Origin of the sequence: Embleya australiensis (genome assembly GCF_051903075.1) — a bacterium.
Taxonomy (GTDB): domain Bacteria; phylum Actinomycetota; class Actinomycetes; order Streptomycetales; family Streptomycetaceae; genus Embleya.
In genome coordinates this window covers 3,915,626-3,940,966 of record NZ_CP182423.1, presented here as the reverse complement: position 1 = coordinate 3,940,966, position 25,341 = coordinate 3,915,626, and the positions used below count along the sequence as shown (strand labels likewise).

General features: G+C 70.3%; 25 protein-coding genes and 4 pseudogenes. 16 read left to right on the top strand and 13 right to left on the bottom strand.

From position 1 onward, the window contains the following. Positions 1-688: 688 nt before the first annotated feature. Both ACMXN5_RS47510 and ACMXN5_RS47505 read right to left on the bottom strand, forming a co-directional pair. Positions 689-1,354, bottom strand: coding sequence for a response regulator (locus ACMXN5_RS47510; RefSeq protein WP_439681105.1), 666 nt, complete (start codon positions 1,352-1,354; stop codon positions 689-691). Continuing rightward, positions 1,351-2,499 carry a sensor histidine kinase gene (locus ACMXN5_RS47505; RefSeq protein WP_439681104.1) on the bottom strand — a complete coding sequence of 383 codons (1,149 nt, stop codon included), beginning with the start codon at positions 2,497-2,499 and terminating at the stop codon, positions 1,351-1,353. Before ACMXN5_RS47505 ends, ACMXN5_RS47510 begins: the two co-directional genes overlap by 4 nt. A gap of 132 nt (positions 2,500-2,631) precedes the next feature. Between ACMXN5_RS47505 and ACMXN5_RS47500 the strand changes: the two genes are divergently transcribed. The 5 genes from ACMXN5_RS47500 to ACMXN5_RS47480 all read left to right on the top strand — a co-directional run bounded on the left by ACMXN5_RS47500 (position 2,632) and on the right by ACMXN5_RS47480 (position 5,733). Next, positions 2,632-3,360 (top strand): class I SAM-dependent methyltransferase, encoded by a 729-nt coding sequence (locus ACMXN5_RS47500; protein WP_439681103.1) that lies wholly within the window; start codon positions 2,632-2,634, stop codon positions 3,358-3,360. Next, positions 3,357-4,016, top strand: coding sequence for a DedA family protein (locus ACMXN5_RS47495; RefSeq protein ID WP_439681102.1), 660 nt, complete (start codon positions 3,357-3,359; stop codon positions 4,014-4,016). Before ACMXN5_RS47500 ends, ACMXN5_RS47495 begins: the two co-directional genes overlap by 4 nt. 149 nt (positions 4,017-4,165) lie before the next feature. Beyond that, positions 4,166-4,465: a zinc finger domain-containing protein gene (locus ACMXN5_RS47490; RefSeq protein WP_439681101.1), complete on the top strand. Its 300-nt coding sequence runs from the start codon at positions 4,166-4,168 to the stop codon at positions 4,463-4,465. Between the two features lie 36 nt (positions 4,466-4,501). Continuing rightward, on the top strand, positions 4,502-5,110 hold the full coding sequence (locus ACMXN5_RS47485) for a hypothetical protein (protein WP_439681435.1): 609 nt from the start codon (positions 4,502-4,504) through the stop codon (positions 5,108-5,110). A gap of 284 nt (positions 5,111-5,394) precedes the next feature. Continuing rightward, positions 5,395-5,733: a hypothetical protein gene (locus ACMXN5_RS47480; RefSeq protein WP_439681100.1), complete on the top strand. Its 339-nt coding sequence runs from the start codon at positions 5,395-5,397 to the stop codon at positions 5,731-5,733. 303 nt (positions 5,734-6,036) lie between these two features. On the opposite strand, the gene ACMXN5_RS47475 is transcribed toward ACMXN5_RS47480, so the two are convergent. The 3 genes from ACMXN5_RS47475 to ACMXN5_RS47465 form a co-directional block, all read right to left on the bottom strand. After that, complete coding sequence (locus tag ACMXN5_RS47475; RefSeq protein WP_439681099.1) at positions 6,037-6,339, bottom strand: chaplin; 303 nt, start codon at positions 6,337-6,339, stop codon at positions 6,037-6,039. Positions 6,340-7,846: 1,507 nt separating this feature from the next. Then, entirely contained in the window at positions 7,847-8,599 is a 753-nt protein-coding gene (locus ACMXN5_RS47470; protein ID WP_439681098.1) for a hypothetical protein, read from the bottom strand. 308 nt (positions 8,600-8,907) lie between these two features. Continuing rightward, positions 8,908-9,291 (bottom strand): LysR substrate-binding domain-containing protein, encoded by a 384-nt coding sequence (locus ACMXN5_RS47465; RefSeq protein ID WP_439681097.1) that lies wholly within the window; start codon positions 9,289-9,291, stop codon positions 8,908-8,910. A 557-nt stretch (positions 9,292-9,848) separates the two neighbouring features. Here ACMXN5_RS47465 and ACMXN5_RS47460 point away from each other — a divergent pair. Beyond that, complete coding sequence (locus ACMXN5_RS47460) at positions 9,849-10,223, top strand: sigma factor (RefSeq protein ID WP_439681096.1); 375 nt, start codon at positions 9,849-9,851, stop codon at positions 10,221-10,223. A 46-nt stretch (positions 10,224-10,269) separates the two neighbouring features. After that, positions 10,270-11,067, top strand: a complete 798-nt coding sequence (locus tag ACMXN5_RS47455) for a hypothetical protein (protein ID WP_439681095.1) — start codon at positions 10,270-10,272, stop codon at positions 11,065-11,067. A gap of 622 nt (positions 11,068-11,689) precedes the next feature. Here the strand turns inward: ACMXN5_RS47455 and ACMXN5_RS47450 are convergent. Continuing rightward, positions 11,690-12,079, bottom strand: a complete 390-nt coding sequence (locus tag ACMXN5_RS47450) for a RidA family protein (RefSeq protein ID WP_439681094.1) — start codon at positions 12,077-12,079, stop codon at positions 11,690-11,692. A 72-nt stretch (positions 12,080-12,151) separates the two neighbouring features. Between ACMXN5_RS47450 and ACMXN5_RS47445 the strand changes: the two genes are divergently transcribed. Further along, on the top strand, positions 12,152-13,060 hold the full coding sequence (locus ACMXN5_RS47445; protein WP_439681093.1) for a LysR family transcriptional regulator: 909 nt from the start codon (positions 12,152-12,154) through the stop codon (positions 13,058-13,060). A gap of 106 nt (positions 13,061-13,166) precedes the next feature. On the opposite strand, the gene ACMXN5_RS47440 is transcribed toward ACMXN5_RS47445, so the two are convergent. Beyond that, entirely contained in the window at positions 13,167-14,027 is an 861-nt protein-coding gene (locus ACMXN5_RS47440; RefSeq protein ID WP_439681092.1) for a LysR family transcriptional regulator, read from the bottom strand. Positions 14,028-14,098: 71 nt separating this feature from the next. Between ACMXN5_RS47440 and ACMXN5_RS47435 the strand changes: the two genes are divergently transcribed. The 4 genes and pseudogenes from ACMXN5_RS47435 (at position 14,099) to ACMXN5_RS47420 (ending at position 15,995) form a co-directional block, all read left to right on the top strand. Continuing rightward, the gene (locus ACMXN5_RS47435; RefSeq protein WP_439681091.1) at positions 14,099-14,443 is read left to right on the top strand and encodes a YciI family protein; all 345 of its coding nucleotides are present in this window, start codon (positions 14,099-14,101) and stop codon (positions 14,441-14,443) included. A 22-nt stretch (positions 14,444-14,465) separates the two neighbouring features. Beyond that, positions 14,466-14,807, top strand: a pseudogene (locus ACMXN5_RS47430) (GvpL/GvpF family gas vesicle protein); the annotation flags it as partial. A gap of 267 nt (positions 14,808-15,074) precedes the next feature. Then, positions 15,075-15,231, top strand: a pseudogene (locus ACMXN5_RS47425) (IS256 family transposase); the annotation flags it as partial. 68 nt (positions 15,232-15,299) lie between these two features. Further along, positions 15,300-15,995 carry a hypothetical protein gene (locus ACMXN5_RS47420; protein ID WP_439681090.1) on the top strand — a complete coding sequence of 232 codons (696 nt, stop codon included), beginning with the start codon at positions 15,300-15,302 and terminating at the stop codon, positions 15,993-15,995. 253 nt (positions 15,996-16,248) lie between these two features. On the opposite strand, the gene ACMXN5_RS47415 is transcribed toward ACMXN5_RS47420, so the two are convergent. The 5 genes and pseudogenes from ACMXN5_RS47415 to istA all read right to left on the bottom strand — a co-directional run bounded on the left by ACMXN5_RS47415 (position 16,249) and on the right by istA (position 20,472). Further along, on the bottom strand, positions 16,249-16,833 hold the full coding sequence (locus ACMXN5_RS47415; RefSeq protein ID WP_439681089.1) for a dihydrofolate reductase family protein: 585 nt from the start codon (positions 16,831-16,833) through the stop codon (positions 16,249-16,251). Continuing rightward, positions 16,803-17,669, bottom strand: coding sequence for a MauE/DoxX family redox-associated membrane protein (locus ACMXN5_RS47410; protein WP_439681434.1), 867 nt, complete (start codon positions 17,667-17,669; stop codon positions 16,803-16,805). The genes ACMXN5_RS47415 and ACMXN5_RS47410 overlap by 31 nt, the downstream gene beginning before the upstream one ends. 51 nt (positions 17,670-17,720) lie before the next feature. Continuing rightward, positions 17,721-18,032 carry a hypothetical protein gene (locus tag ACMXN5_RS47405; RefSeq protein WP_439681088.1) on the bottom strand — a complete coding sequence of 104 codons (312 nt, stop codon included), beginning with the start codon at positions 18,030-18,032 and terminating at the stop codon, positions 17,721-17,723. An 81-nt stretch (positions 18,033-18,113) separates the two neighbouring features. Then, on the bottom strand, positions 18,114-18,884 hold the full coding sequence (gene istB, locus ACMXN5_RS47400) for an IS21-like element helper ATPase IstB (protein WP_439681087.1): 771 nt from the start codon (positions 18,882-18,884) through the stop codon (positions 18,114-18,116). Then, positions 18,881-20,472, bottom strand: a pseudogene (gene istA / locus ACMXN5_RS47395) (IS21 family transposase). The gene istB and the pseudogene istA overlap by 4 nt, the downstream one beginning before the upstream one ends. A gap of 666 nt (positions 20,473-21,138) precedes the next feature. Between istA and ACMXN5_RS47390 the strand changes: the two are divergent. Then, positions 21,139-21,285: pseudogene (locus tag ACMXN5_RS47390) on the top strand (cytochrome P450); the annotation flags it as partial. A gap of 418 nt (positions 21,286-21,703) precedes the next feature. Beyond that, the gene (locus ACMXN5_RS47385) at positions 21,704-23,272 is read left to right on the top strand and encodes an RICIN domain-containing protein (protein ID WP_439681086.1); all 1,569 of its coding nucleotides are present in this window, start codon (positions 21,704-21,706) and stop codon (positions 23,270-23,272) included. Between the two features lie 387 nt (positions 23,273-23,659). Here the strand turns inward: ACMXN5_RS47385 and ACMXN5_RS47380 are convergent, their stop codons facing one another. Then, complete coding sequence (locus tag ACMXN5_RS47380; protein ID WP_439681085.1) at positions 23,660-24,139, bottom strand: helix-turn-helix transcriptional regulator; 480 nt, start codon at positions 24,137-24,139, stop codon at positions 23,660-23,662. 176 nt (positions 24,140-24,315) lie between these two features. Between ACMXN5_RS47380 and ACMXN5_RS47375 the strand changes: the two genes are divergently transcribed. Both ACMXN5_RS47375 and ACMXN5_RS47370 read left to right on the top strand, forming a co-directional pair. Further along, positions 24,316-24,837: a hypothetical protein gene (locus ACMXN5_RS47375; RefSeq protein WP_439681084.1), complete on the top strand. Its 522-nt coding sequence runs from the start codon at positions 24,316-24,318 to the stop codon at positions 24,835-24,837. Next, on the top strand, positions 24,834-25,175 hold the full coding sequence (locus ACMXN5_RS47370) for a hypothetical protein (protein ID WP_439681083.1): 342 nt from the start codon (positions 24,834-24,836) through the stop codon (positions 25,173-25,175). The genes ACMXN5_RS47375 and ACMXN5_RS47370 overlap by 4 nt, the downstream gene beginning before the upstream one ends. Positions 25,176-25,341 lie beyond the last annotated feature (166 nt).

Below are 25,341 nucleotides of genomic sequence, written 5' to 3'. Positions count from 1 at the left end.
TCCAGGTAGGGGCCGTGGTCGGGGCGGATCCACGCCTCGAACGGGTCGACGGCGGCTCCGAGTTCGGTCGCGTAGGCGACGGTGGGGGTGGCGCACCAGCCTGGCCCGGTGGGGGCAATGCCGGTGGAGGTGAACGGGGACGGCAGCCGCCGGTCCAGGTCGATGCCGGAGAGGTCGACGTACCGGCACCCGGGGAGTTCGGGTCGAACGTCGGGGCCTGGACGTGGACCGGGGCGCCCAGTCCCACGGGCAGGCGGGACGCGGCGGCGAGGAACGCGGCGTTGACGTCCAGACCCACCGCGAACTCGACCTCGGCCTCGGTGTCGCCGATCAGATGGATCGGGCGGTGCCAGTCGTACGCCTCCTCGACCAGGACGTCCGCGCCGTGCCGGTTCTGCGCGACGGGGTGCTCGTCCGGGGCCTCGGGCGGCGCGGGGTCCACCGGCTCGGTCAGCGACCCTACGACCGGGCCGGAACGCCAACCACCGGTGGCCGGGTCCTTGACCACCCGAGCGGCGTAGGCGCCGAGCAGATCGGCGAGTTCGGCCGGGGGCAGGGAGGCGGCGTCGGCCCAGGAACGGGAATCGAGGGCGTCCCAGCCGAGGAACCGCGAACTGCACACGCTCGCGCCGGCCCCCGTCGGCGGGCGGGCGGTAGACCTTGGTCCACGGAGCGAACCCACGCCGGGTCAGGCGCCACCCGTCCGCCGTGTGAGGCCCGCGTCGCGGGCCACGATCGCGGCCTGGACACGATTGGTAACGCCCAGAGTGGTCAGGATGCGGCTGACGTGGGATTTGACGGTGCTCTCCTGCATGCCCAGATTTTTCGCGATGTCGGCATTGGTATTTCCTTGGGCAAGCAGGCTCAGCACGTCCTTTTCGCGTGGGGTGAGGGTGTCGATGCGTGTCCGGGCCTGGGTGGCCTGGGGGCGGCTTGTGTGGTGGTATCGGTCGATGAGGCGGCGGGCGGCGGTGGGGTGGAGCATGGCGGAGCCTGCGGCGACGAGGTGGACGGCGCGCAGGATTTCGGCCGGGTCGGTGTCTTTGAGGAGGAAGCCGTCGGCTCCGGCGGCCAGCGCGTCGTAGACGTACTCGTCGAGGTCGAAGGTGGTCAGGGTGATGACCTTCGGGGGGTGGGGCAGGGCGCGCAGGTGTTTGGTGGCGGTGATGCCGTCCATGCGGGGCATGCGGACGTCGACCAGGGCGACGTCGACGCGGTGGGCGGTGGCCTGTTCGACGGCGTGGAGTCCGTCGGTGGCCTGGGCGACGACTTCGATGGTGGCGTCGCTGTCGAGGAGGTCGGTCAGGCCGAGGCGGACGAGGGCGTCGTCGTCGACGACCATGGCGCGGATCACGAATCGGGGCCGTTCTGTTCGGTGACGGGGTGGGGGATGCGGGCGGCCAGACGCCAGGTGCCGGCGCCGCCGAGCCCGGCGGTCAGGTGTCCGCCGAGTGCTTCGACGCGCTCGCGCAGGCCGATCAGGCCGAAGCCGGAAGGAAGCGACGGGACGCCGGTCAGGCCGTTGCCGGGCGGGTTGGTGACCTCCACCAGGGTGACGGGTGGCGCGTAGGCGATGCGGAGGCGAACGGGTGCGTCGGGGGCGTGCTTGCGGGCGTTGGTCAGTGCCTCCTGGACCAGCCGGTAGACGGCCAGTCGGTGCGCGGCGGGCGCCTGCGCGGGGCTGCCGTCCACCGTCACGTCGATGCGCTGTCCGGCCGACCGTGCCTGCTCGATCATCTCTTCGACGTCGCGCAGGACCGGAGCGGGCGGGACGGTGGCGGACAGGGGCTCGGGGGCGCGCAGGGCGCCCAGTACGTCGCGCAGGTCGGTCAGGGCGTCGGTGGAAGCGGTGCGCAGCAGGCTGAGGCGCTCGACGACGGGATCGGGCAGTGTGTCCTTCTTCGTGGCGAGGACACCGGTGTGCAGGGCGATCAGGCTGAGGCGGTGGGCGAGCACATCGTGCATCTCCGCCGCGATCGCGGAACGCTCCGCCATCCGCGCGGTCTGTTCACGCAGTTCCCGCTCGGTCCGCAGATGCTCCACCTCGGCGTCCAGCGCCTGGACGAGGCGGCGCCGGTTGCCCATCCACAGCCCACCGATCACGGCCAGCATTATGAAGAGCATCGAGCCGTACTGCTGCGGGATCCACAAAGACGCAGCCGGGCTCAGAACGGCGTTGCCCGCGAGCGCGACAGCTGAGCAGAACACGGCCGCGCGGACGCGCCGCCGGTCGGCAAGGTCGAACAAGGCGATCACGAACAGCGGCATGACGGGCCATCCCCACACCCCCGCGGCCACCGTGGTCAGAGCGGGAGCGAGCCACCACAACCGTCGGCCCCACAGCAGAGCCGGCCCGCAGGCGAGTACGACCGCGCTGCGGACGGTGACGTACTGGCCGCCACCGAGCGAGGATCCGTTCTGCACAGCGCCCAGGGTCAGCAGCGCCACCAGCGCGTAGCGCCCGTACGCGGCCCACTGGCGGCTTCGTTCTCGTTCCACCCGTGCAGCGTAGGCAGTCGGCCGCGATTTCCACCGCCGACGTTCTGCCCGTACGACCCCCTACTTTCGTAGGGGACAGCGGCCGCACAAGGGGCGATCCGCAGGGATGGCGGCGTCCTTAGCGTCGAAGCCATGGACGAATGGACCACCTCACACGAGCATGTCCTCGCGCAGCGCAACGCCGAGGGCTGGATGTTCCTCCTCGAAGCCGCCCGCGACCTGCGCACCACCGGAGCCATCGCCCCCAGCGGCAAGGCGCTGGCCCGCCTGTTGACCGACCCGGTCCAAGACCACGCGAGGCGGCCGCTGAACGTCCTGGAGGCGGGCGCGGGCACCGGCTCGGTAACCCGCGCCCTCATCCCTCGGCTCTCCCCGGGCAGCCGACTGGACATCGTCGAGGCCAACGCGCGCTTCGCCTCCCAGCTGCGCCACCTCGTGCGCACCCACCCGCGGCTGGCCGGGGAGAGCGAACGGGTCCGCGTCCACCACACCCTGGTCGAAGAGCTCGACACCGGCCGCCCCTACGACGTGATCGTCTCCGGCCTGCCGTTCACCAACTTCACCCCCACCCAGGTCGACACGATCATGAGCCGTTACCTGGAACTGCTCCACCCCGGCGGCACCCTCACCTACTTCGCCTACCGCGGCACCCGCTACGCCCGCGCCCTGACCGCCTCCCGCACCGAGACACGCCGCCACCGAGCCGTCGAAGAGGTCCTCGCCGGCTACCGGCGCCGGTACGCCACCGGCTGCTGGACCGTATGGGGCAACCTGCCCCCGGCCAACGTCTCGCAGCTGCGCCGCCCTCTTCACGCGTCCGTACCGACAGCGCTGGACATCACGGCCGGAGTCGCCCGGTGAACACGCTGACCGGACTGATCGGTCACGTCCCCGCTCCAGCCGCCTACACGATCCTGGCCGCCACGGTACTGGCCGAATCCGTGCTGCTGATCGGCGCGTTCATCCCGACCCTGACCCTTCTGCTGGCCGCCGGGGCCCTGGCCCGCACCGGGGACTTGAATCTCATCCTGGTCATCACCACCGCCGCGAGCGCCGTCGTGGCCGGTGACGCGCTCGGCCACCGCACCGGGCACCTGCTCGGCAGCCGCCTGCGCACCGGCCGCCTCGGCCGCCGCATCCCCACCGCCGCCTGGCAACGGGCACAGGCCCTCATGGCCCGACGCGGCGGGCAGGCCGTTTTCCTTTCCCGATTCGTCCCCGTGGTACGAACCCTCACCCCGCACCTGGCGGGGGCGACCGCCTTGCCCTACCGCCGCATCGCCCCCTACAGCCTGCTCGCCGCCCCTTTGTGGGCCGGCGCCGAGGCCACAGCCGGATACGCCGCGGCCACTTCCTTTCAGCACGCCATCACCTATGGTGGCCCGGCCCTCGCCGCCGCAGCAGCGGTGATCGCGGCCATCGCACTGGCCGCACGCAAGATCCGCCGCAGCCGATCCCGCGCAGCCGACAGCGAGAGCCCGGCCGTAGCCCCCGCCCCGGCCGCCCTGCACACCTGAGGGACCTATCACAAACGATCCATTCCCGGAGCAGGATCCACAACAGGGCCAACACATCGCACGGACCCGCGATTCGCCCTCAGAACCCGTTCTCACGCAATTCCGTCGATCGGGCACTTCCGAGAGATGTTTGTGACACGTTCGCGGACATGACGGAATCCGCGTCCGACGCCGACGAGATCGAGCGTCATCCCTGTCCGCGTTGTCTGGTCGGGCAGCCCGGCTCGCCGTGCCGCTCACGAGGCGGGGCGGTGGCCGGTGCGTTCCACACCGGACGGTTCACCAAGGTGCCCCGGTTGGCGAAGCTGTTGCGGGTGCCCACTCCCGCCGATCGCGGACCTGGGCAGCCGTGGCGGCCGGGCCTCGCGCCGCCCGAGCCGATCGAGGCGGGCTCCCGGGGCGCGGACATCCGCGTCGGGTACGCGAGATGCAGCACCGTGGCGCAGTAACTCCAGTCCCAGCTCGACGCGCTCGCCACGCACGGCATCGGGCGCGAGAAGGTATTCGCCGAGAAGGTCAGTACCCGTGTGCGGGTGCGTCCGCGGTTCGAGGCCGCGCTGAAGTGCGCACGCGAGATCAAGGCGTACGCCCCGCACTGCCGGGCGATCCTGACCGTGTACGGGATGAAGCGACTGGGGCGCGACGCAGCCGAGCTGACAGCGCTCGCCGACCATCTGACCGCACACGGCCTGGTGCTGGAGATGCCGGCCGGCCCGTTGACCGGGATCCATGACCCCACCGGTCCGGACCGACGACATGCTGCACACCGTGCTGCGACGCCGGGCGGCCGGCGAACCGGTCGAGGCGATCCGACTCGACCTGATCATCCCCACCGGCGGACGCAAGGGGCACCACCCGAGCCTGGCCAGCCTCCACCGGGCCTTGGCCGGGCACGCCAAACGCGAGGCGTACCCCGGTGCCGTGGACACGTCCCGGACCGCACGGACGATCAAGGTGTGGAGACGTCTGCGAGCCGCAGGGGTGGGGTGGTGTCGGTCATGTGTCGTCTCCCAAGTCCGGTCCGGCGCCCTCGATATCGTGCCGCTCGGCACCAGGAGCCCACGAGGCCCGGACAGCAGGGTGTTCGGCGATGACGCTGGGGGTCGTGGTCATCGTCGCCTGATTGGTGCACATAGCTCCGTACGGGGTGGAGCACTCAGACGGCTCTGGCAAGATTTTCGTAGCCGGAGATCCCCGCCGCGGGGTCCTTCCTGCGGGCGCCGGCGGCTGTGGTGGGGCAATACGCGCGACCGACCGCGGATGACATCTCTGAACCGGTGTGAGCGCCTCCGGGTCCCATCCGCGCTCGACCGTCGCCGTTGCCGTTGCCGTCTGCCGGCTGTGCAACGAGCGGATCCCGGGCGGCGGCGGGGCGCCCGTGATCCTGCGATCCGAAGTCGGATCGTCCCGGCCGGTGGCGTTGTGCGCGCGCTGCCGCCGAGCCCGACCCGGCCACGTTCGCGGCGAACTCGTCGTCGAGGACCGCATCCGGGCGGTTGTCGAACGCGAAGTCGCCATGCTGCGACGGGACTACGAGGCCGGGCTGTGGCTGCCCTACCGTGACGAACTCCATGGGGCACAACATCCGGGCGCCACGACCTGGACTCAGAACATCGTCGAACACGTGCCGCAACTGCTCGCGCTCGTCGACGACCGCGACCCCGCCCTGGGCTCGTCGCGTCTGCTCCTGGACGTCCTCGCAGCGGGCCCCGCGTAGCCGGGCGGGATTCGGATCGGGAGCAGTGCCGGGCGCGGTCCGAGCCGCGTCGAGGACAGCGCGAATGAGGCGGAGGCTCGCAGACGTTGCTCGGGGCCGGTCCTTGAGGCCGGCCCGTGCGCGGTGCGCGCCGTGTCGACGGGGTGCCGGTGAGGATCGCGAGTGAGCGCGAGGGTGTGGTAGCACGGACACGGCTGGCTCGATCGTGGGCGTGCTCCGGCCCTCGCGGGATGCTGACGCGAGGGCCGGAAGGGGTGCTGCGGCGTGGACTCGGACGTGGAGGACGGTCGAGTCGCGGGCGGGTCAGCCCCGGTGGCCGCCGTGGTGCGGCGCCTTGTGGTCGCCGTCGTGCTCGTCGTGGTCGTCGTCGATGTTCAGGCAGGTGTTGCCGAACGCCGGGTTGAGCACGCCGATCACGTCGATGGTGTTCCCGCACAGGTTGACCGGGACGTGGACCGGGATCTGGATGTTGTTGCCCGACACCACACCCGGGGAGCCGACCGCCGCCCCGTCCGCGTCGGCCGCGGCGTGCGCGGCACCCGCGCCGCCCATCACCACGGCCGCCGCACCGGCAGCCAGCACGGCGCCCTTCTTGAACCCGCTCACACACACTCCCATTTCTTCGGGGCTCCGCCTCGCGCGGCACCCTGTACCGGTCTCAACGACACCGACGGCACGTGGTTGCGGCCCCCTCGCGACGTCACCCGTTTGCGCAGGCGCACGCGCCTGTCCGGTCCCCCGGTGCCCCCACACTCAGCGGGTCCCACACACCGAAAGACGACAGCTCCCGGCGTGGGACGCACCGGAGGGCTCGGCTGATCGTGGCTCACAACACCCCACCGGCCGAGACGACTTCCGATCCTGTCGTTTGACCGATACGGAGGGGGATGTTCGAGGCGCGTTCCATGTCGCTGCCGGCGGGGCTTCGGGTCTCCATGATCGGAGAAGTCATGGCGGGTGTGGATCGCCGGGTTTGACGTGGCGGGCCGCGTTGGTGCCCTGGGCGAGCATTTCGAGGACGCCGAGCATGGGCGGGTGCCCTCGTGCTTGACCGTGCCGGAGCCGCCGCCGAGCCGGAAGGCGCCCGGGAGGGGCTTGCCTCCGGGAGTGCGCGGGAGCACGTCCAGCGGGAACGCGATCGAGGGGTAGACGACGCAGTCCGAGAGCACCGCCGGGCAATAGATCGGAGATCTCGGCGAGTTTGCGCATCTCGCGGTGCATGCCGATCCTGCGTTCGCGATGACGACGGCGCGGATGTCCGGGCGCCACGAGGGCCATTCCAACGCCGACCCACGAGGCGCCGTGGAGGTGGTCACCCACCGCCGCGCCAGTGATGGTGCACGAGAGTGCGCAAGACGGCGCCGTCCCCCGGTCGACCTGCGCATCTTTCGTTCGCGGGGGGCCGAGCACGGGGGTGGGATCTCGGGCACCGCGCACCGGCGTCCGGGGTACGGGGTGGCGGAGCGCGGCGAACACGGCGTTGGACACGCTGGTCGAATTCCTGGGCGCACCCGGCCCGCACGAACCCCCGGCCCGACGATCCCGTCTGTCCCCAGCGCGCGGCCCGATCGCCGGAGGGGGTGGCCGGCGTCGGGCCGCGCGGGCGCCGACCACGGGGAAGCCGGCACGCCCGTACCCCTACCCACGTCACACACGGCGATACTCCAACAGCCGCGTGTACTCGACGAGTTCCACCCCCGGGGGCGGACCGGACGACCCACCGCCGTCGGGGACCGACCCGACCACAATCCGGATACGCGAACGGAACCATCGGGGACTCTGCCGCAGAACTCCCGACGCCCCGCGCCCTGGGCTGAAGGACGAGAGCCGCGACGGGCAAGCCGCCGATATCGGCACCGGCATCGGCACGGTGGCCGCATCGTCGCGAAGATGGTCACCAACCGAGGACATCGGCTCGGCGGGCCCGGGGGTTCTTCCCCGACACGCAGCGGGCGGGCGACACCCACGAGACCCCGGCCTGCCCGACGGAACCCAGCTCGACACGGAATCATCGAAACCGGCACTGCCTGCTGTCACTGTCACCCACCCGCTGACACCGCACCACACACTCACACGGTCTTCCGCCACCCGGTTCCGGGCCTCGCGCAGTCCCTCACTGGACCAGGTCGACGTGTGGGTGGCCTCCGCTCGCCGGGCAGGCGTACAGCTGGAGGTGATTGGCGTCCAGCACCGTGATCTCGGGCGGATTGGACCAACTGTCCCCGGACGCGCCGGGGACCCGGTCCTCGTACGGGATCCAACTCGTGCCGTTGGAGCGCCATTCGGACGAGGCGATGGTCAGCAGCGGCGTCATGGCGGTACCCCAGGCCACACAGAACCGCGGCACGGGGTCGGTGAGTCCCCAGGGGGCCCAGCCGCCGACCTTCCAGCCGGGAGCGTGGGACAGCGCGTTGTCATAGAGCTCCTGCGGGTAGGCATCGTCGACCACGATGCCCGCAGCCCGCCACGGCGCGGGATCCGTGATCTGCCGCTTCAGCTCCTCGGGGAGTTCCAGGAAATCGGGGTACTCGGTGACCTGCTCCGGGGCGAGCGCGCACGGTCGGGGTACGTAGAGATCCTCGTCCGCGTCGAACGGCTCGGGCGGCGCGGCCAACACGTCGGTGACATCCGCGGCGGTCCGCCAGGACAACTCGATCGGAATGCTCGAGTCCGGCGCGTGCTCCGAAGGGCACCACAGGATCTGCAGCAGATCGGTCCGCCCGGGCGGTCGCAGCAGGGGTATGTCCCGCGCGTACAACTGGGCAACGGGCACCAGGGGGTGCAGGCCGTCATGCTCGATGCGGCAGTAGCGCCAGGGTTCCCGGGCGGGCCGCAGCAGGGGCCCGCCGATCGAGCTGTCGTGCACCGTGGGAGACCCGGGACGCGGGTGCAACCGGACCGCTGGCGGGCCGGCGGGGCCAGCGCGGGGAAGACCGCGGCGATGTCGACGGGCCGCAGCGGGGTGGTACGTGTGCCGATCATGGCGATGATCTTGTCATCCCTCCCCGACAACGGGCCGGCGTGTCGGGTTCCGGGCGCCAGTGGCCGACGGGTCGCCGGATCACGTGCCGTGCCACCGGGTGGCGAATCCCGAACGCCGGGGCCGCACCCGAAATCGCACGGGGTGGTTGCACCCTCGGCCGACTCGCGACGCGCGCCGGCTACCGATACCGATCACCACTGTCGGGCGAAGGCCGACCATGCGAACATCGCGACGCGAAGATGCGCGAGGACCGCGGCCGCGATGTGGGCCGCACGCTCGGTCGGGAACCAGAGCAGGCGCCGGCCGGACAGGTCCGACCACGTCGGCTCCGGGCACTCCGCGAGGGGGTGCCGTCGGTGCAGCACGACGCCGAGCGGCTCGTCGTCGACGGGATGCAGTACGAGACCCGACGGGTCGACGGGGGTACGGAGGATCCCGAACGCCGGCGTCCCCCCGCAAGCAGCAGGTCGCCCTGCGACTGCGAATCGACCTGCCGGTAGTCGAGAACCAGCGGTCGTCTCCGCGTCGTCGCCGCCTCGAACCGGGTCAGAACGGATCGGGGCACCCCGCGGCACACCCCGGCGGTCGCCGTCGGCCGGACATCACGTGCCGCCGCGATCGAGGTGCTGGACCACCGGACCCGTGACGGCAAGGGTCGGCCTCCGCCGCGCAGACACTCGTGAAGTCGATCAAGGGGTCGTCGTGGTCTGTGGTCGCCGGCCGGCGGCGATCGGGAGCAGTCGTTTGCGCAGGAGCGGTCGTTTCGCCCGGCCGCACGTGCTGCGCTCGAGTGCTTCCACGTCGTTGACTCGGCCTTCGACCCGACCGGCCCGGATGACCAGTCGGTGCTCATGCCGTGGACGACGGCGTCGAGGTCGGGGACACGTCCGGCGGCGAAGCCGGCCGGGCCGCACCGCTCGTCCGCGTCCCGAGCGGCCCGGACTCGATCGAGATCATCGACATGCCCGGCGCCGAGCCCGGCCCCGGCCAGGTCCGGGTCGCCCCTTCCGCCTGGCCGAGGCTGATCGCGCGACGAAGGCGTCGTGCCCGGGCCCCTCGTTTCCCGGGTGCCGACTCGTGTATCGGGGAAGGACGCGAACGCGTCGGAGCCGGTACGAGAGGTTGTCCACGAATGTCGTCGGAACCGGACTCGGACACGCTGTTCGAGGAGTTCGTCGGCGCGCGACACGGCGCCCTGCGCCGTACCGCCTATCTGCTGTGTGGAGACTGGCACTTCGCCGAGGATCTGACGCAGAGCGCGTTGATCAAGCTGTATCCCAAATGGGCCCGGTTGAGAGATCCCGAGACGGCGTACGGCTACGCCCGCACCACTGTCGTACGCACCTTCATCGCTCCCGTCGCAAACGCTCCTCGGGGGAGGTGGTGCGCGACGCCCTGCCGGAGACCGTCGCCCGGTCCCACGACCCCGATCGGCGGATCGCCCTGCAGAGCGGCCCGTCTCAGGGACATCCTCGGTGCGTCGCTGGACGAGATCGCGTCCACGTGAACAGCGCGACCGGACGCCGCACGAACCTTCGGACGAGGAGCCGGACATGATCCATAGGGATGCCGAACAGCACGGACTGAACCACCTGTTCCGAGAAGTGATCGACGGCACGGAGCCGCCCCTGACGCCCATCGCCTCGACCGTGCCGGCCGCCGGGACCCGGTTGCGGCGCAGACGTCGACTGCGCAACGGGGGGCTGACAGCCCTGCTCGGTGCGGGGACGGCGGTGGTCGTGTTCATCGCCGCTCCGTGGCAGTCGAACGGTACGCCGGCGAGCGAACGGGCGGCCGCGGCACCGCCCGTAGGGGTGACGGCGTCGCCGTCGGGCAGAGTCGAATCGACTCCTTTGCCGAGAGCGGGCGGCGCGTCGATCCCGGAGCTCCATGCGCGGCTGCGGGCGGCCATCGCCGGTCACCTGCCGCCCGGAATCGTCTCCGTCGCCGACGGCCACGACCCGATGCACTTCGCCATGGTCGACTCGGACGGTCGTCGGCGCACGTTGTATACGATCTCCGGGGTTGCCCGCACGCCCGGTTCCACCGACCTGTCGCCGTGTGAAGCCAAACCCGACGCAACGACGGGCGAGATGAACGTCTACGGGAAGGACTGTCGGTTCGAGCGGCTCGCCGACGGATCGACCGGGTGGCTGTCGAACACCCGGATCCCCGGTGCGAGTCAGTTCACCCTCGTCACCCCGCAGGGCAGCGTGGTGGGCCTGGGAAGCGACAACAGCACGGGACCGGTGCTGTCGCTCGACGACCTGTTCGCGCCGGCCTCCGCGCCGGAGGTGTTCGCGGCGCTGACCACCGTGCCGAATCCGCCCACGGCGCCGACCGGTTCCTGACGAAAGCCGCCCTGCATCATCCACCGGTGCCCTGCCGCGACGGGGCCGACGAGCATCTTCGTCGAACCGCCGCGGCCGGGTCACGGCGCCGATCACCACGGCGACGGAGACGGCGAACGGCACGAGCGTGGACGAGGAAGGAGTACGCACCGACGCTACTCCCGAGACAACGGACCAGGGCACTTGGGGGATCGGGGGGCGGCGGACACGCCCCTCGATGAACCCGCCCCGCCCGACATCCCGACGACACCGCATCGTCGCCGGCCCCGACAGGTGATGGTCGGAGGCTGCGCGGCGGCGCGGACGCCGGGGTGACCGGGACGGTGCGGCGGGGTGTGTCGGCGAGCACGCGTCGGGGAACTCGCCCCAACTTACGCACGACTCGCCGCCCCCAAGGCGGCCGACGAACACGACGCTCGCCGTGCGAACCTGACGCAGGAGGGCCATCGGTCGGGACGGGGGAAATCGCTCGCCCCGGCCTCGCGTCCTCGGTCGCCGCCGTCGCCGCCGCCGCCGTGAAGAACGTCCGTCTTCACGCTGCCTCGTTGCCCACTCGGCAGGTGTCGGATCGCCCGCCCCTGCCGCGGGCACAGTGCCTCCGTTTGCCGAGACACGCGAGCGGTCACGCGGTGGCCCGCCGGGCGTACACCTCGATCTCGATCTTCATGCGGGGATCGGCGAGGCCGCACACGAGCATGGTCGCCGCCGGCCGGACCTCACCGAAGGCGCGACGCAGGACGGGCTGACAGGGCTCGAAGTCGGCCCGGTCCGGCAGTAGGTAGCGCACCCGCACCACGTCGGCCAAGGTGCACTTCGCTTCCGTCAGCGTCGCCTCGATGGTGCGCAGGCATTGCTCGGCCTGCGCCACCACATCGTCCGGGATCGTCATGGTCGAGTAGTCGAATCCGGTCGTCCCGGACACATGAACCCAGTCACCGTCGACCACGGCGCGGGCATATCCGATCTGTTCCTCGAACGTCGAACCGCTGAGGATGGAACGTCGCTCTGTCATGCGCCGAACGCTAGGTGACCAGCACCGATACGTCCAATACGCGACGGAGCACGAAGTGATATCTCTAAGCATATGAAGCGCCCCGAACTTCCCCTGCCGCAGCTGCACGCGTTCGTCGTGCTCGCCGAGGAACTGCACTTCGGCCGCGCCGCCACCCGCCTGGGCATCGCCCAGCCGCCGCTGAGTCAGCAGATCCGCCGCTTGGAGGACAAGGTCGGATACGCGCTGTTCAGCCGCGAACCCGGGCGCGTCGGCCTCACCCCTGCGGGACGGGAACTCCTCCCCGCCGCCCGGCACGCCCTCGCCGACCTCGCGGAGGGCCTGGCCGCTGCCCGAGAGGTCGGCGGCGGCAGAGCCGGCCGCCTGCGGATCGGCTTCGCCGGCTCCCTCGCCCTCACCGTCCTTCCCGGCCTGCTGCGAACCTTCCGGGAACGGTTTCCCGCCGTGGACCTCGACATCCGGGAGATGACCACCACGCCACAGCTGGCCGCTCTGCGCGAACGGGTGATCGACATCGGCCTGTTGCGTGAGCCGCCCGCGCATGACGCGGAACTCGGGTTCGAGACCGTGCTGACCGAACGGTTCGTCGCCGTCCTGCCGGCCGCGCACCCACTGGCGGCGCAACGAGTCGTCCGGGTCGAGCAGTTGGCGGACTGCCCCTTCGTGCTTTTGCCTCGCGCCGTCGGTCCGTCGCTGTACGACCGGATCACCGACCTGTGCGTCGCCGCGGGCTTCACCCCCCGAGTGACGCAGCATGCGGTGGAGTGGCAGACCGTCTGCGCCTTGGTGGAGGCCGGTTTGGGCGTGTCACTGGCCCCGGCGAGCATCCGCCGTATCCGCCTCGAACGCGTCGCCTTCCGTACGATCGAACCCGAGGCAACGCGCACACGAGTTGCCGTGGCCTGGCGCAGGAACGACCCGAACCCCCTGATCCCACGTCTCCTGGCAGCTCTGGATCAGGATCCACCGGACAGGCCCTGACCAGGTCGGCACCGTGGCCGGCAAGGGGCAGTCGATCCCGCCGGGCGCACATACCTTGCCGGGACTCCTGCGCGTGGTGGCGAGGCGGTGATCGGTTGCGTGCGCCTCAGCCGAGGAGTCGGCTCCACGGGGCGGCGGCGGCCGCGAGGACGAGCCGTTCCCGGGGCGAGTCGGGGCCGACCGGGAGCCGGCGCAATGCGATGTCCTCGGCCACGGCGGCCCGCGGTCGCAGGGCGACGAGGTGGTCGTCGCCGAGCAGTGCGTGGCGAAAGAGCGTGTGGTTGTGCTCGGTGGGGACGGTGGTCGGCCGCCACCCGTTGGCCACCAGCGCGGCAAGCACGGCGGCGGCGTAGTCCGGGGCGCGGGTGTGGGGAAACCACAGCAGGCGCTGCCCCGCCAGGTCGGACCAGGCGAGTTCGGTGCGTTCGGCAAGCGGGTGGGCGCGGCCGACGACCACGCCGAGCGGTTCGTCGCTCAGGACGCGCGTGACCAGGTGTCGGTCGTCGATCGGCGGGCGCAGGATGCCGAAGTCCAGTCGGCCGGCCGGCAGCAGTTCCGCCTGCCGACGGGACTCGAGGGCGTGGTAGGCGAGGCGCAGCGGACGTTCCCGGGTGACGAGTTGCTCGGCGGCGGCAAGGACGGACTGCGGAGTGCCGGCGCAGACGCCGATGCGGACGGTCGGCACGGCATCGCGGATGGCCGCGAGGGAGGTCCGCAGTTCGTCTTCGGCCCGGCGGGCGGCGGCCAACAGGGTACGGCCGGCCTCGGTCAACGCCATCCCCTTCGGGCCGCGGTCGAACAGCGGTGCACCGACGCGGCGTTCGAGGGAGCGGATCTGCTGGCTCAGGCTCGGTTGGGCGATCCGCAGGCGGCGGGCCGCCTCGGTGACGGTCCCCGCGTCCGCCACTGCGGCGAGGCAGCGCAGATGCCTCAACTCGATTCCGGACAGTTCCTCCCTCATGGCCATAGGCTCGATCCTATGACTCGGCGTGGAACCGGTCTTGGCGCCGGTGCCGGGCGCTCTGCCAACGTGGAGGCATGTTCCTGATTCTGTTTCACTACCAGGTGCCGCCGGAGCGGATCGACGAGCTCAAGCAGGCGCACTATGCCAACCCCCGGGGCGTATTCGCCCAAGGGCTGGTGCGGCTGGCCGGCCGCCGGGTACCGCGGACCGGCGGCCTGGTCGTCGCCGAGGGCGACCGCGCCACGATCGAGGCCGCCGTGGCCTCGGACCCGTTCGTGACCGGCGGCGCGGCAACCGTCGAGATCATCGAGTTCGAACCGACCATCTTCAGCAGCCATCGCGACGTGATGTCCTGCATCTGCGGGACGGTCCCGCTTTCCCGGTCACGCGTTCCCCTCTCCCGACCCAGTCCCGGATGACGAGGGGACGGCGTGCTACGTATACGGCATCGTGCCGCACAGCGCCGAGTTGCCGACGGACACCGCGGGGGTGGCCGGCCCCTCGAGTTCCCGGGTGTCGTTGATCGTGCACGACGCGATCGCCGCCGTGGTCGGCGAGGTGTCCGTGGATCGGGCACTCGGCACGCCGGAAGACCTACGGGCACACGCGAGGGTCCCGGACGAACTGGCCGCGTCCACAACGGTACTTCCCTTCAGGTTCGGCGCCGTCCTGCGGGACGGGCAGGCGGTGAGCGACGAACTCCTCGTCGGCCACGCGAAGGATTCCCCCGAGGACCTCAACATCGACCTCGGTCCGTTGGGGCCGCTCCTGCCTCGCGACTGAGCATCGTTGGACGGTCTTCGGGATCCGGGGACACCCGGGCGATGTTCGAAGGCCGCACAGCGGAACCCGTTCATGTCGAGGTCGCCGCAATCTTCGTCCGTCACGCCGGGCAGGGGCCTGTGGTGCTGCCGGTCCACGACCATCCGCGAACATCGGCGACGCGGTACCGCATTGCGCCTCGATGGATCGCTCGCGGTTTCACGGTCGTGTGTCCCGACCTTTGCAGCCGTGAGAGCTCTTTGCCACGTGCCTGGAAGCCAGACAGTACGGCCGGCGGCCCGGACGAACGCGACCGAGTCGGTAGACGCCCCGATCCGGCGAGCGGTCACGGCCCGCCGGCATCTCCCCAGCGAGCAGCCCGCACTTCAAGTGCGTCAACAGGTCGATCATGTCCCTCGATCCCACCGGTAAGGGCCGCAAGCGCCGGAACAGGACTCGACGTCGAGACCGACCGACTCGGCGCCCCGACGGTCGCGCCGGCAGGATCGACCCATGACGACGGCAACGCTCGGTCCGCTGACACCGTGGGCGCACCTGCGGCCGACCACCGTCCAGATCGCGTTCGGCGGCGACTGGCGGGCCGCCATCGACCTCACCGACGAACGTATGCCCCGCCGCCGGCTCCGGCAGGCCTTGGACACGGGCGGACGGCACGAGGTCGCCGCCGAAGTGTTCTTCGCCGACCCCGGCGCCCGGTACGGCACCGGCCCGGCCCCGCACGGCGAACTCTTCCTCGGCGTACGCCTCGACGGACCCGCCTACGCCCAGGCTCCCGCCTTCTTGCACGCCCTCGCCCACGCCGTCCGCACCAGGGCCTGGGGCACCCTCGCCGACGCTGTCGCCCATTGGCGGCTCCCCGACGGCACCGCGTTGCTGCCGGAGCCCGACGACCGAGCCACCACTCTCGAAGTCGGCGTCGTCAACGCCTGGCACGACATCGGCGCCGCCGTCGTCTGGCGCGACGGAGAACCGACCCCGCAGCCCGACACACTCACCCCTGCGCTGCGGGCACCCCAACCCGCCCCCGTCGCGGTCGAGATCGCCTACGCCACACGGCCCCCGACCTGGCTGGGCTTCGACGTCTCGACGCGCGATGCCCGGGGCCGCCACGTTCTCGTCGAGGCATTGCTCGCGGGCGTCTGTGCCACGTTCATCCCACCCGACGACCGTCACGAACGGCAGCCGTGACTGCGGAAGAGGATGTGGTGCATTTTCTCGGCGACCGGGTCGACCAGTTCCTGCGTGTTTGCGTGGGGTCTCGCACACCCGACGACCCGGCCCGTCGGTGATCACTGCTCGATCACCGGATCACGGTGGGAACACCGGCCCTTCGCCGCCCGGCCGGTCGCCGGACGCGCCGGGTGCACGAGGAAGGCCGACGCCGGGCACCGGACCGTCGGTGCCATGGACGCCGTGTTGTTGCGAGGGGAGCGCTCCGGGCCTACGCGCGGGCGTAATGCGCGATGATCACTCCCTTGGGGGTGACGACGCTGCCAGTGAGTTCGAAATCGGTCGGTGGTGCAGTGTCCTCGAACAACCGTGCTCCGCAGCCGAGGGTCAGCGGATGGATCAGCAGTGTGTAGCGGTCGATCAGGGCGGCGGCGTGCAGACTGCGCACCAGTGACGCGCTGCCGTTGATCGCCAGGTCGCTCCCCGGCCGGGACTTCAACTCGCGCACCGCGTCGACCGCGTCCCCGCGCAACAGCACCGAGTTCGGCCAGGCACTCGCGTCCTCGAGGGTTCGCGAGACGACGTACTTCGTGGCCGCGTTCATGTGCGCGGTGAACGGATTGTCGTCAGCCCTTTCACCCCACGCCCGCAGGAAGTCCTGCCAGGTGCGGCGGCCGAACAACATGTCGCCCGGCGCGGCCATGCCCTCGGCCAAAGCGCGACCCATCACCTCGTCGTTGTAGCGCGGACCCCAGCCACCATGCGTAAAACCGCCACGCGTGTCCTCGTCCGGTCGCCCCAACCCCTGGACGACGCCGTCCAGGGTCACGAACATCCTCGCCGTGATCGAACGCATCTCGCTCCACCTCCATCCGTCGGACGCCGGCACCGTCTCTCATGTACACGTACATATGGTGGACCGGAAGAAGCCGCACAACTCATCGTCGCGCACCCGGCACCCCAGTGAGGCAAGGCGAGGTGGGCACGGAGAAGACGCCGCCGGACCTCCTTCGACATCGTTGCGCAGCGACTCCCACGCCGACCGCACCCGGGCGACCGGCATCCGCGCGGCTGCTCCTTCGGACAGCCCAAGACACGCCGCGCACGAGTGCGTCTTACCCAGTGGGACGCCGGCCGTCGACCTCCCGGGTGGCGACGACCCGGCTCGCTAGGACGAATACGCCCCCGGCGTATGCGGGCCGGAATCATCGCCACCACGACGGGTGCACATGCCGGCGTGCCCCGGACGGGTTCCATGGGCATGGACGAGGCGGAGGCGGCGTAGAGCGTGGCGAGAGCCGGGAAGCCGAGGCCGACGACGATGCGGACGCCCGGGGTGTCCTCGTGCGGGACACCGGAGCATCCGCAATCCTTCTCTCGTCGAAGCACCGAGCGGATTCGATGGCCGACGAACCCCGTGAACATCAGAACCGCGCATATGGCCGTGACCGTGGGCAGGATGTTGAACCCGATCGCCCCGCCGATGATCGTCTCGACGAGACCCAACGCGACATGCGCAATTCCCGGGAGGTTCCAGTCTCGAAGCAACGGCAAGCCGGCCACCAGTCGACCGCGGATGAGGGTGGACGCCTTTGCCACACCCGTCGCAAGCAGGGTGCCGGCAAGGAAGAGTGCGACGGCGTAAGCCGCGAACGGCGGAACTGTCGACGGTGACGTATCTCCCCAGGGGATCTGGTCACGAAATTCCCCAGGTGCTCACATTGGTCGGCGTTGGTGTCTAGATCAGGTGCGTGAGTCCCTTTCGCTCAGCTCCTCCCTCAACCGCTTCACCTCGGCGATCAAGAGGGGGACATCCTGGCGGGCGGCTGCGATGAAGTCGATGTCCGCGTCAAGCTCGGTGCTTGGGCTGTTGACTTCCCGTCCTGCGATGTAGCGCCTCACGTAGATTTCGTCGTCCTCGTCGGCGTCGGGGCGGAGCTGAATGAAGCTCTCTCCTCCGATCCCGCCCCGAGTTTCCAGCCAAGCCAGCCAGGGTCCGGGGGCGGCTGCGGCAGCACGCCGCTCGATAGCGGCAAGTTCGTCATCGGACAGCATGCTCGGATCTTCGCCCGCGCCCGACCGCATGTCCAGAGCCGCGGGTTCCGGGGGGCGAGGAGCCCGCAGGCAGCGCGTTGGTCAGCCCGAGCCTGTGAGCGGCCTGTCGGCGGGGTTCTTCGGCCGCTTGTTCGGGCGGTAGCTGGGGCCGTTCATGATGACCTGGTGGCTGGTGTTGATGAGTCGGTCGAGCAGGGACTCGGCGACGACGGGGTTGGGGAAGAGCGAATACCAGTCGCTGGGAGCCCGGTTGCTGGTGATGATCAGCGAGCGTCCCTGCCTCTCGGAGACCAGTTCGTAGAGGTCGTCTGCCTGGGCGGCACTCAGCTGCCGCATGGCGAAGTCGTCCAGGATGAGGACGTCGGGTCGGATCAGCTCGCGCATGCGCTTGTCCCAGGTACGGTCCGCGTGGCCGCCGGCGAGCTCGGCCAGGACCCGGCTGGTCTTCGCGAAGCGGACGTTTGCGCCCTGTCGGACGGCGAGGTGGCCGAGGGCCTGGGCGACGTGTGTCTTGCCGACGCCCACGGGCCCGAACAAGATCACCGACTCGCTGGCATGGAGCCAGCGCAGGGCGGCCAGGTCGCGGATTTGAGCGGCGGGCAGCTTCGGGGAGGCGGCGAAGTCGAATTCCTCCAGAGTGACCTGCTGCTCGAACTTCGCCTTCTGCAAGCGCCGTTGGAAGGCGACGGTCTCGCGGCGGGTGATCTCGTCCTGGCAGAGGACCTGCAGGAAGTCCAGGTGGCCGAGTTCACCGCCGTGGGCCTGGATCAGCCGCGCGTCCAGGGTCTCCAGCATCCCGGACAGCCGAAGCGCCTTGAGCGACTCGCGCAGGGCGGTGTCCATCACGCTCATCGAGCGGCCTCCTCGGCGTCATCGCGGCCCGGGGCGCCCACGGGCTCACCGGAGATCTGGGAGGGGATGCTCGCGGCGAACAGGCCCTCGGGGCCGTGGAGGAAGGCCGCGGCTCCGGCGTCGCCGATCTCCGGCTCGGGGTCGGTCTCGGTGCCGGCGATCAGGATGCCCTTGATGGTGCGGTAGGAGGTCGCCGACCGCGATGGCCTTGGTGCAGGCGGCCTCCAACCGCTGGTCGCCGTATTTCTTCCGCAGCCCGAGGATCCCCTGGGCGGCGCGGAGCCGGTAGAGCGCGTTGACCTCCAGCAGCTGGTCGATCACCTCGCGGCAGGCGTCGCCGACCTCGGAGGACTGGCCGCGGCACCAGATCGGCGTCTTCATCTGGAAGACGATCTTCTCCGGCGGGTAGTCGCCTCTGTCGGTGCGCTTGCCCTGTTCGAGCGCGGCGTGGGTCTTGACCAGCTCGCCCTCGTGGAAGACCTGGACCATGGTGGCGGTGGAGCGGACGTCGACCTTGCGGCCGATCAGCTTCCAGGGCACTGAGTAGAGGGTGCGGCCGACCTTGATGTGGATGTCCGGTCCGACTGCGGCGGTGGACCAGCGAGCCAGCACGAACGGCTTGTCCGGCAACGGCAGCAGGGCCTTGGCCTCCACCGCCTCGAACCGACAGCGGGCTCGCGCCGCCCAGCGGGCGGCACTGCCTGCGGCCGGCGGTGCCGGTCGACCACGTCAGGGCCTCAGCCTGCATCCGCTCGACCGAGGTGAACTCCCGCCCGCTCCAGAACGAGTCGCGGACATACGGCATCGGCCGCTCGACCCGCGGCTTGTCCTTCGGCTTCGCCGCCCAGGCCGGGTCGACCAGGGCGCCGTAGTAGGTCGCGAGCTCGGCATACGACTTGTTGATCTTCGGGTCGTAGAGGTCCGGCCGGTCCACCGCCGTGCGCAGATTGTCCGGCACCAACCGCCGCGGGACACCGCCGAAGAACCGGAACGCTTCGACGTGGGCCTGGGTCCAGGCGTGCTGGTCCATGTGAACCACCGGGCGGACGAACATGTGCCGCGAGCAGGGCAGCACCATCACGAACGCCCAAATCCGGTGCCGCTTGCCGGTCGACGGGTTGATCCACTGCCCCAGGAAGCCGTAGTCGATCTGGGCCTCCGAGCCCGGCTCGACATCGTCCCGCAGCACCGTCACCTTCGACCGGGCCGACTCGTCCGGAAGGTTCTCCGTCACCCACCGGCGAAACGTCGACAACGACACCGCCAACTTCCCCTCATCTCTCAGGCGTTGATGGATCGTGGTCACCGTCGTCGTCTCCAGCAGCCCCTTGACCAGGTCGCGGTGCGGCTCGATCTCCGCCCACGTGACCTGATTCAGCCGGCGCCGCGCCAGCTCCGGGAACCAGCTCTTGATCAGCTTCCCCCAGTCCGCCTCGCTCATCGGCGGCCCACCCGGGGCCATCCCGGACGCCTCCGCCGGCGCCAGATACTTCCTGATGGTCTTGCGGTCCACCCCCAACGAGGCCGCGAGCTGGTTCTTCGACCGGCCCGCGTACCAGTGGACGTAGATCTCGACGATGTCAACCACGGTGAACGTTCTCCTTGCCATCCAGAGTGTCCATCGACCTCTCGGCCTGTCGGTCGAGGGACGGCGACGACTCCGAGACGGTCAGGACCCTCAACCCGGCTCGGGGATGCCCAAGGGGAATCTGAACGATTCGGATGGAACGATCACTCGCAGGTCAAACCACCTGATCTGGGGTATTCGAGGCTTCCACCATGGTCAAGTTCCCCTTGAGGACTCGTGACCACGACCCTGGCCAATTCCGTGACCACGAAGCCTCAGAAGTGGGGGAAATCGCTGACCGTTCACACTGAAGAACGGTCCTCTGTACGCAACCTTGCTGGAGTCGCGCGGCTACGTTCCGACCCCGCCCAGCGGCGACGACAACGTCGAGTTGCTGCCGGAACGCCGGCAGGCGTGCGATGCGCAGGCGGCTCTGCCGGTGGCCGGACGCCGGCACGCGGCTGGTCCACCGCTGCCTGGCGGACGTACTGCTGCACCGCGACACACCGCGCGGCAGTCGTGAGTTGACGGGGCGGGCCGCCGACGAGGGCGTGGCGGTGCGCTCGCCGCATGTGGGGCAGCGGGCCCGGGCGGAACCGGTGCGCGCCGAACCGGTAACCGCCGTGCGGGCGCGCAGTCCCACACGCCGCGGACCTCGGCGGCACCGGCTTCCCACCCGGCGAACCGCTTTCGGTCTGCCCGCATCTGCCGCACCACGACGAACGCCACTGGGATTCCCCCGATGCCTTCCGCCCCGAACGCTGGACCGACGACAGCCGGCACGGCCCGTATATCGCGAAGCCGCGACCGAGTCGGTTGATCTCGGCGAAATGATCGCCTCGCTCGGGCTTCCGGGCGAAAGCCCGTTGCCGGCAGGGCTGTTGAGGAAGCGGCGAACGATCTTGCGTTCCGGCCCGCTCGCTCGCCGATCGCGGTGATCGTCAGGGCGGTCGTGCGGAGTGCCTCGTGGTCCGAGGCAACGATGTGGCTCACGCGTTCGAGCCGGTCGACGTCGACCGGTACCGCCAACGTTCCGCCGATGAAAATATCACCTCTTCTTCCTAAACAGGGCAACTCACAAGATGGATGGTGACAGACTGATTCGGCATCGTAACGCCAGGTATTTCAGGGCGACTTGCATGCTGCTCGTGCGCCCGGTGTTCCGTTGCGTTCGTGACGGGCCGTCCCGGTCTCCTCGTACGGCGACGGCCCGCACGGACAGGACCTCGAAATGTCCCAGGGGAGGAACACCTTGCCCATCCGAATTCGGCTGCCCCGCGGCTTCGCCGCCATAGGCACCGCCCTGCTCGCCACCCTGCTCGCCGCCGTCGCCGTTCCGCTGACGGCGTCCGACGCCGTGGCGGCGTCCCCCATCTGCCTGAGCGGCAAACTCCAGTACGACTACCGGTCGGCCGAAGCCGGCACGAACAAGCCCACGATGACCAAGCCGGTCCGCAACGCGAACGCCCAACTGTGGGGCAAGGAGAAGTCCACCGACGCCCCGCGCCAACTCACCCCCGACTACCAGTACACCGGCGTCGACGACGGCGGCTTCAACCTCTGCTACACCCCCACCTCCACCTCCTCGATGAGCAGCATGTGGGTACGGTTCCGCACCGAGAGCACCAAGCTGTGGAAGGTCGGCGACACCAACGGCACCCCCTACACCCTGGACTCACCCACCCAGGCCGACATCTCCGCCGGCGTCAACCTCGGCACCCTCAAACCGACCGCCGGCACCGCGCGGGCCTGGCACGCCTTCGACACCGTCAACCTCCTGTGGTGGAAGCGCAACAACTCCGTCAGCGACTGCTGGTCCACCCACGAAGCGAACAACAACGCCTGCACCGAACTCAATATCCGATGGACCGCCGACTCGGTCGACGGCCCGTTCTACGACCTGGCCAACACCGTTCATCTCTCCGCGGCCGACCCCGACTCCGAGCACACCGTGCTCCACGAGGGCGGCCACTTCCTCCTGCATCGTCTGTACGACGGATGGTGGCCGAACGTCACCGGCTGCAACCCGCACTACATCGACAAGGCCAGCTCCGGCACCTGCGCCTGGGCGGAGGGCTTCGCCGACTCCGCCGCCGCCTACCTCCTCGGGGACTACCGCTACGTGTGGCCCAACGGCGACAGCCGGAGCTTCACCTACTCCACCGGCTGGGACACCGGTGACCGGGTCCAGGGCAACGTGGACGGCTCGCTGCTCGACCTGTGGAACAACCTCGACGGCGGCTGGAACGGCACGATCAGTGTGCTGACCACGCACACTCCCTCGACATTCGCCGACTACTTCAAGGGCGTTCGGCCCGCCGCCAACCCCCCGCTCGCCACCACCGGAAGCGCGCTGACCCGCCTGGCCGCCCACGCCATCGACTACGGTCCCACGATCGTGGGCGACGGCCGAACCCACGCCCTCACCAACGGCGGCGGCCTGGCCATGGAACGCGTCGGCCAGTGCGGTGCGTCCGGCAGCGCCCCCGCCAACCTCTACACCTACGATCCCACCAGCACCAGACAGCAGTGGACGCTGAGGGCGAACGCGAACGGCACGGCGAAACTCATCGACGGCTGCCCGGACGCACTCGTGCTGACCGCGCCCTACAACGCCGGTGAACAGGCCACCCTGCGGGCGGTCAACTCCTCCAACGCCTGGCAGGAATGGCAGGTCACCCAAAACAGCAGCGGGACCTTCACGATCACCAACCCGGCCAGCGGATTCACCCTCGACAGCGCCGGCGTCACCGTCGGCGCCGCCGTCATCACCAAGCCGACCGCCGACACCACCACCCAGAACTGGGCCGCGCTCAACTGACAGCCGACAACACCCATGGCGCTCCTGCGGCCTCCGGCCGTCGGAGCGCCCCTCTTCGGTACGGCCCGACCCCGAAGGACGACTCCCTCGAGGAGCACGGCATTCCGGAACTGCGCCATCGCGAACCGAACCCACCGGTAGCAGCCTCCTCTTCTCCGAATTCCTGCCGATCGGCGGCCGGCTCCCACTGCCCTACCAACTCGCCTCGGTTGCGTCGATCACCTTCATCGAGCAGGGCCTGGAGGATCGGTACGGTACCGCCGTCCAGGTGCCGCTCGCACGCGAAACCCCCAGGTCACACCTCTCGCGGCTCTGGCCCGGACGGCCATGAACCGTACCCGTCCTCCGTCCACGTCCGCCCGCGCCACGACCCGTCGCGTCGCCGGGTCAGTGTTCGTCGTCGCACCCCGCGCGGACGGCGCGTGGCGAAGCGCCGAGTTCGCGTCTGCATGCCTTGTTGAAGGCCTGCAGATCAGGAATTCCCACCTGCGATGCGACGGCCGGGATCGCCAGAGTCGAGTGTCGCAACAAGTGCGCGGCGACCTGGAGGCGACGCCGCCGCAGATAGGCGACCACGGTCTCGGCGAAGGCCGCCCGAAACAGGCGGGTGAGTTGGTTGTGCGAGACCCCCGCGGCCCTGGCGATGACCGGAACCGTCAGCGGACTCGCCATGTTCACCTCGATGTGGGCCACCGCCGCGGCCAGCGCCGGGTGGCGCTCCTCCGTCTGTGGCACCTCGCTCGCCGCCAGCGACCACAGCACCGTCCACACCTCCGCGGCGGCCCGCAACAGGGTCGTCGACTGCCACGCCACGGCCCTCAGCAGTGCGTCCCACAGATGTGGGGCCTCCGCACCGCAATCCAGCACGGTTGGTACTCGGTGAGGCGTACCGGCGGCCCCGAGTTGGAAGTGCGCGTACAGATGCTCCGAGCGGCCCCGGTACCGGAACTCCACCACAGCGCCGGGCGGCGCTCGACGATGTCGAGGTCCGGTCGGTCGGCGAGGCCGTCGCGCGCACCGGACGCTTCGAACCCGCCGAGGAGTTGCTCGCACGGATCGGCACGGACTGGGGGCGCCGGTCGGTCGCGGTCGACGGACTCGGCGAGTTCGCCGCCGTGTCTCCGCAGTGGCTGCTCGCCTGGCAGAGCGCGCGGCCCAGTTCCGCGGACCGCGCCGTGGTCGCAGCCGCGGCGGGCGTGCGCGCGGCGTGGAACGTGCGCGGCGCGGCCCCGGCGAAGGCGACGAGCGCGCAGCGGTTCGCCGGGTTCCACGAGTTGCTGCGCCAGGCCCGGGACACGTGTCGTCTGGCCACCGAACTCGCGCCCGAGGATCCGACCCCGTGGGCGTCGTGGTTGCGTGTGGATCGCGGGCTGGGCGCCGAGCGTGGGGTGTTCGACGAACACGTACGGGAACTGCGCGAGCGTTGTCCCCACCACGGGAACGGTCTGGCGGCGGCGTTGCAGTACCTGTGCGGGAAGTGGCACGGTTCGAACGAGGAGATGTACGCGTTCGCGCGGGACGCGGCCGAGCAGCACCGCCGGGATCGCCGTCGTGTCTCCTCGTGATCCACGCGCACGTCGAGTACGTCGCGCTGAAGTCGTGGGACCAGGACTGGCCCGACCGCGAGTTCTGGACCGCGGACGGTCCGGCTGCGGACCTGAACACGGCGTTGGAGCGATATCCCGCACGGGCGCGGTCGCGGCCCGCGAGCTGGGTGTCGGACCAGAGCTACCTGATGTTCGCCCTCGCCCGGGCCGGCCGATGGGCCGAACTCGCCGAACGGTTCGAGGCCACCGGACACCTCGTCCACGAGATCCCCTGGGACTACGGCATCGGAGGGCCGGACTTCCTCACCTGCGTCCACCGCCGCGCAATGCGCGCCCGCCCACGCCCCACCCGTTGATCGCACGACGATCGGACCCCACACCTCGGAACCGACCGGTGTCGAGGACGTGGGACCCACCGGGCGGTGCGGCGGCGCCGCCTGTCGATCCACCCGGACGCGGGGGTCGAGCGGCACAGGAATGTACATCCCCACGACAGCCACGTCTTCCGTGCCGGCGCGCACG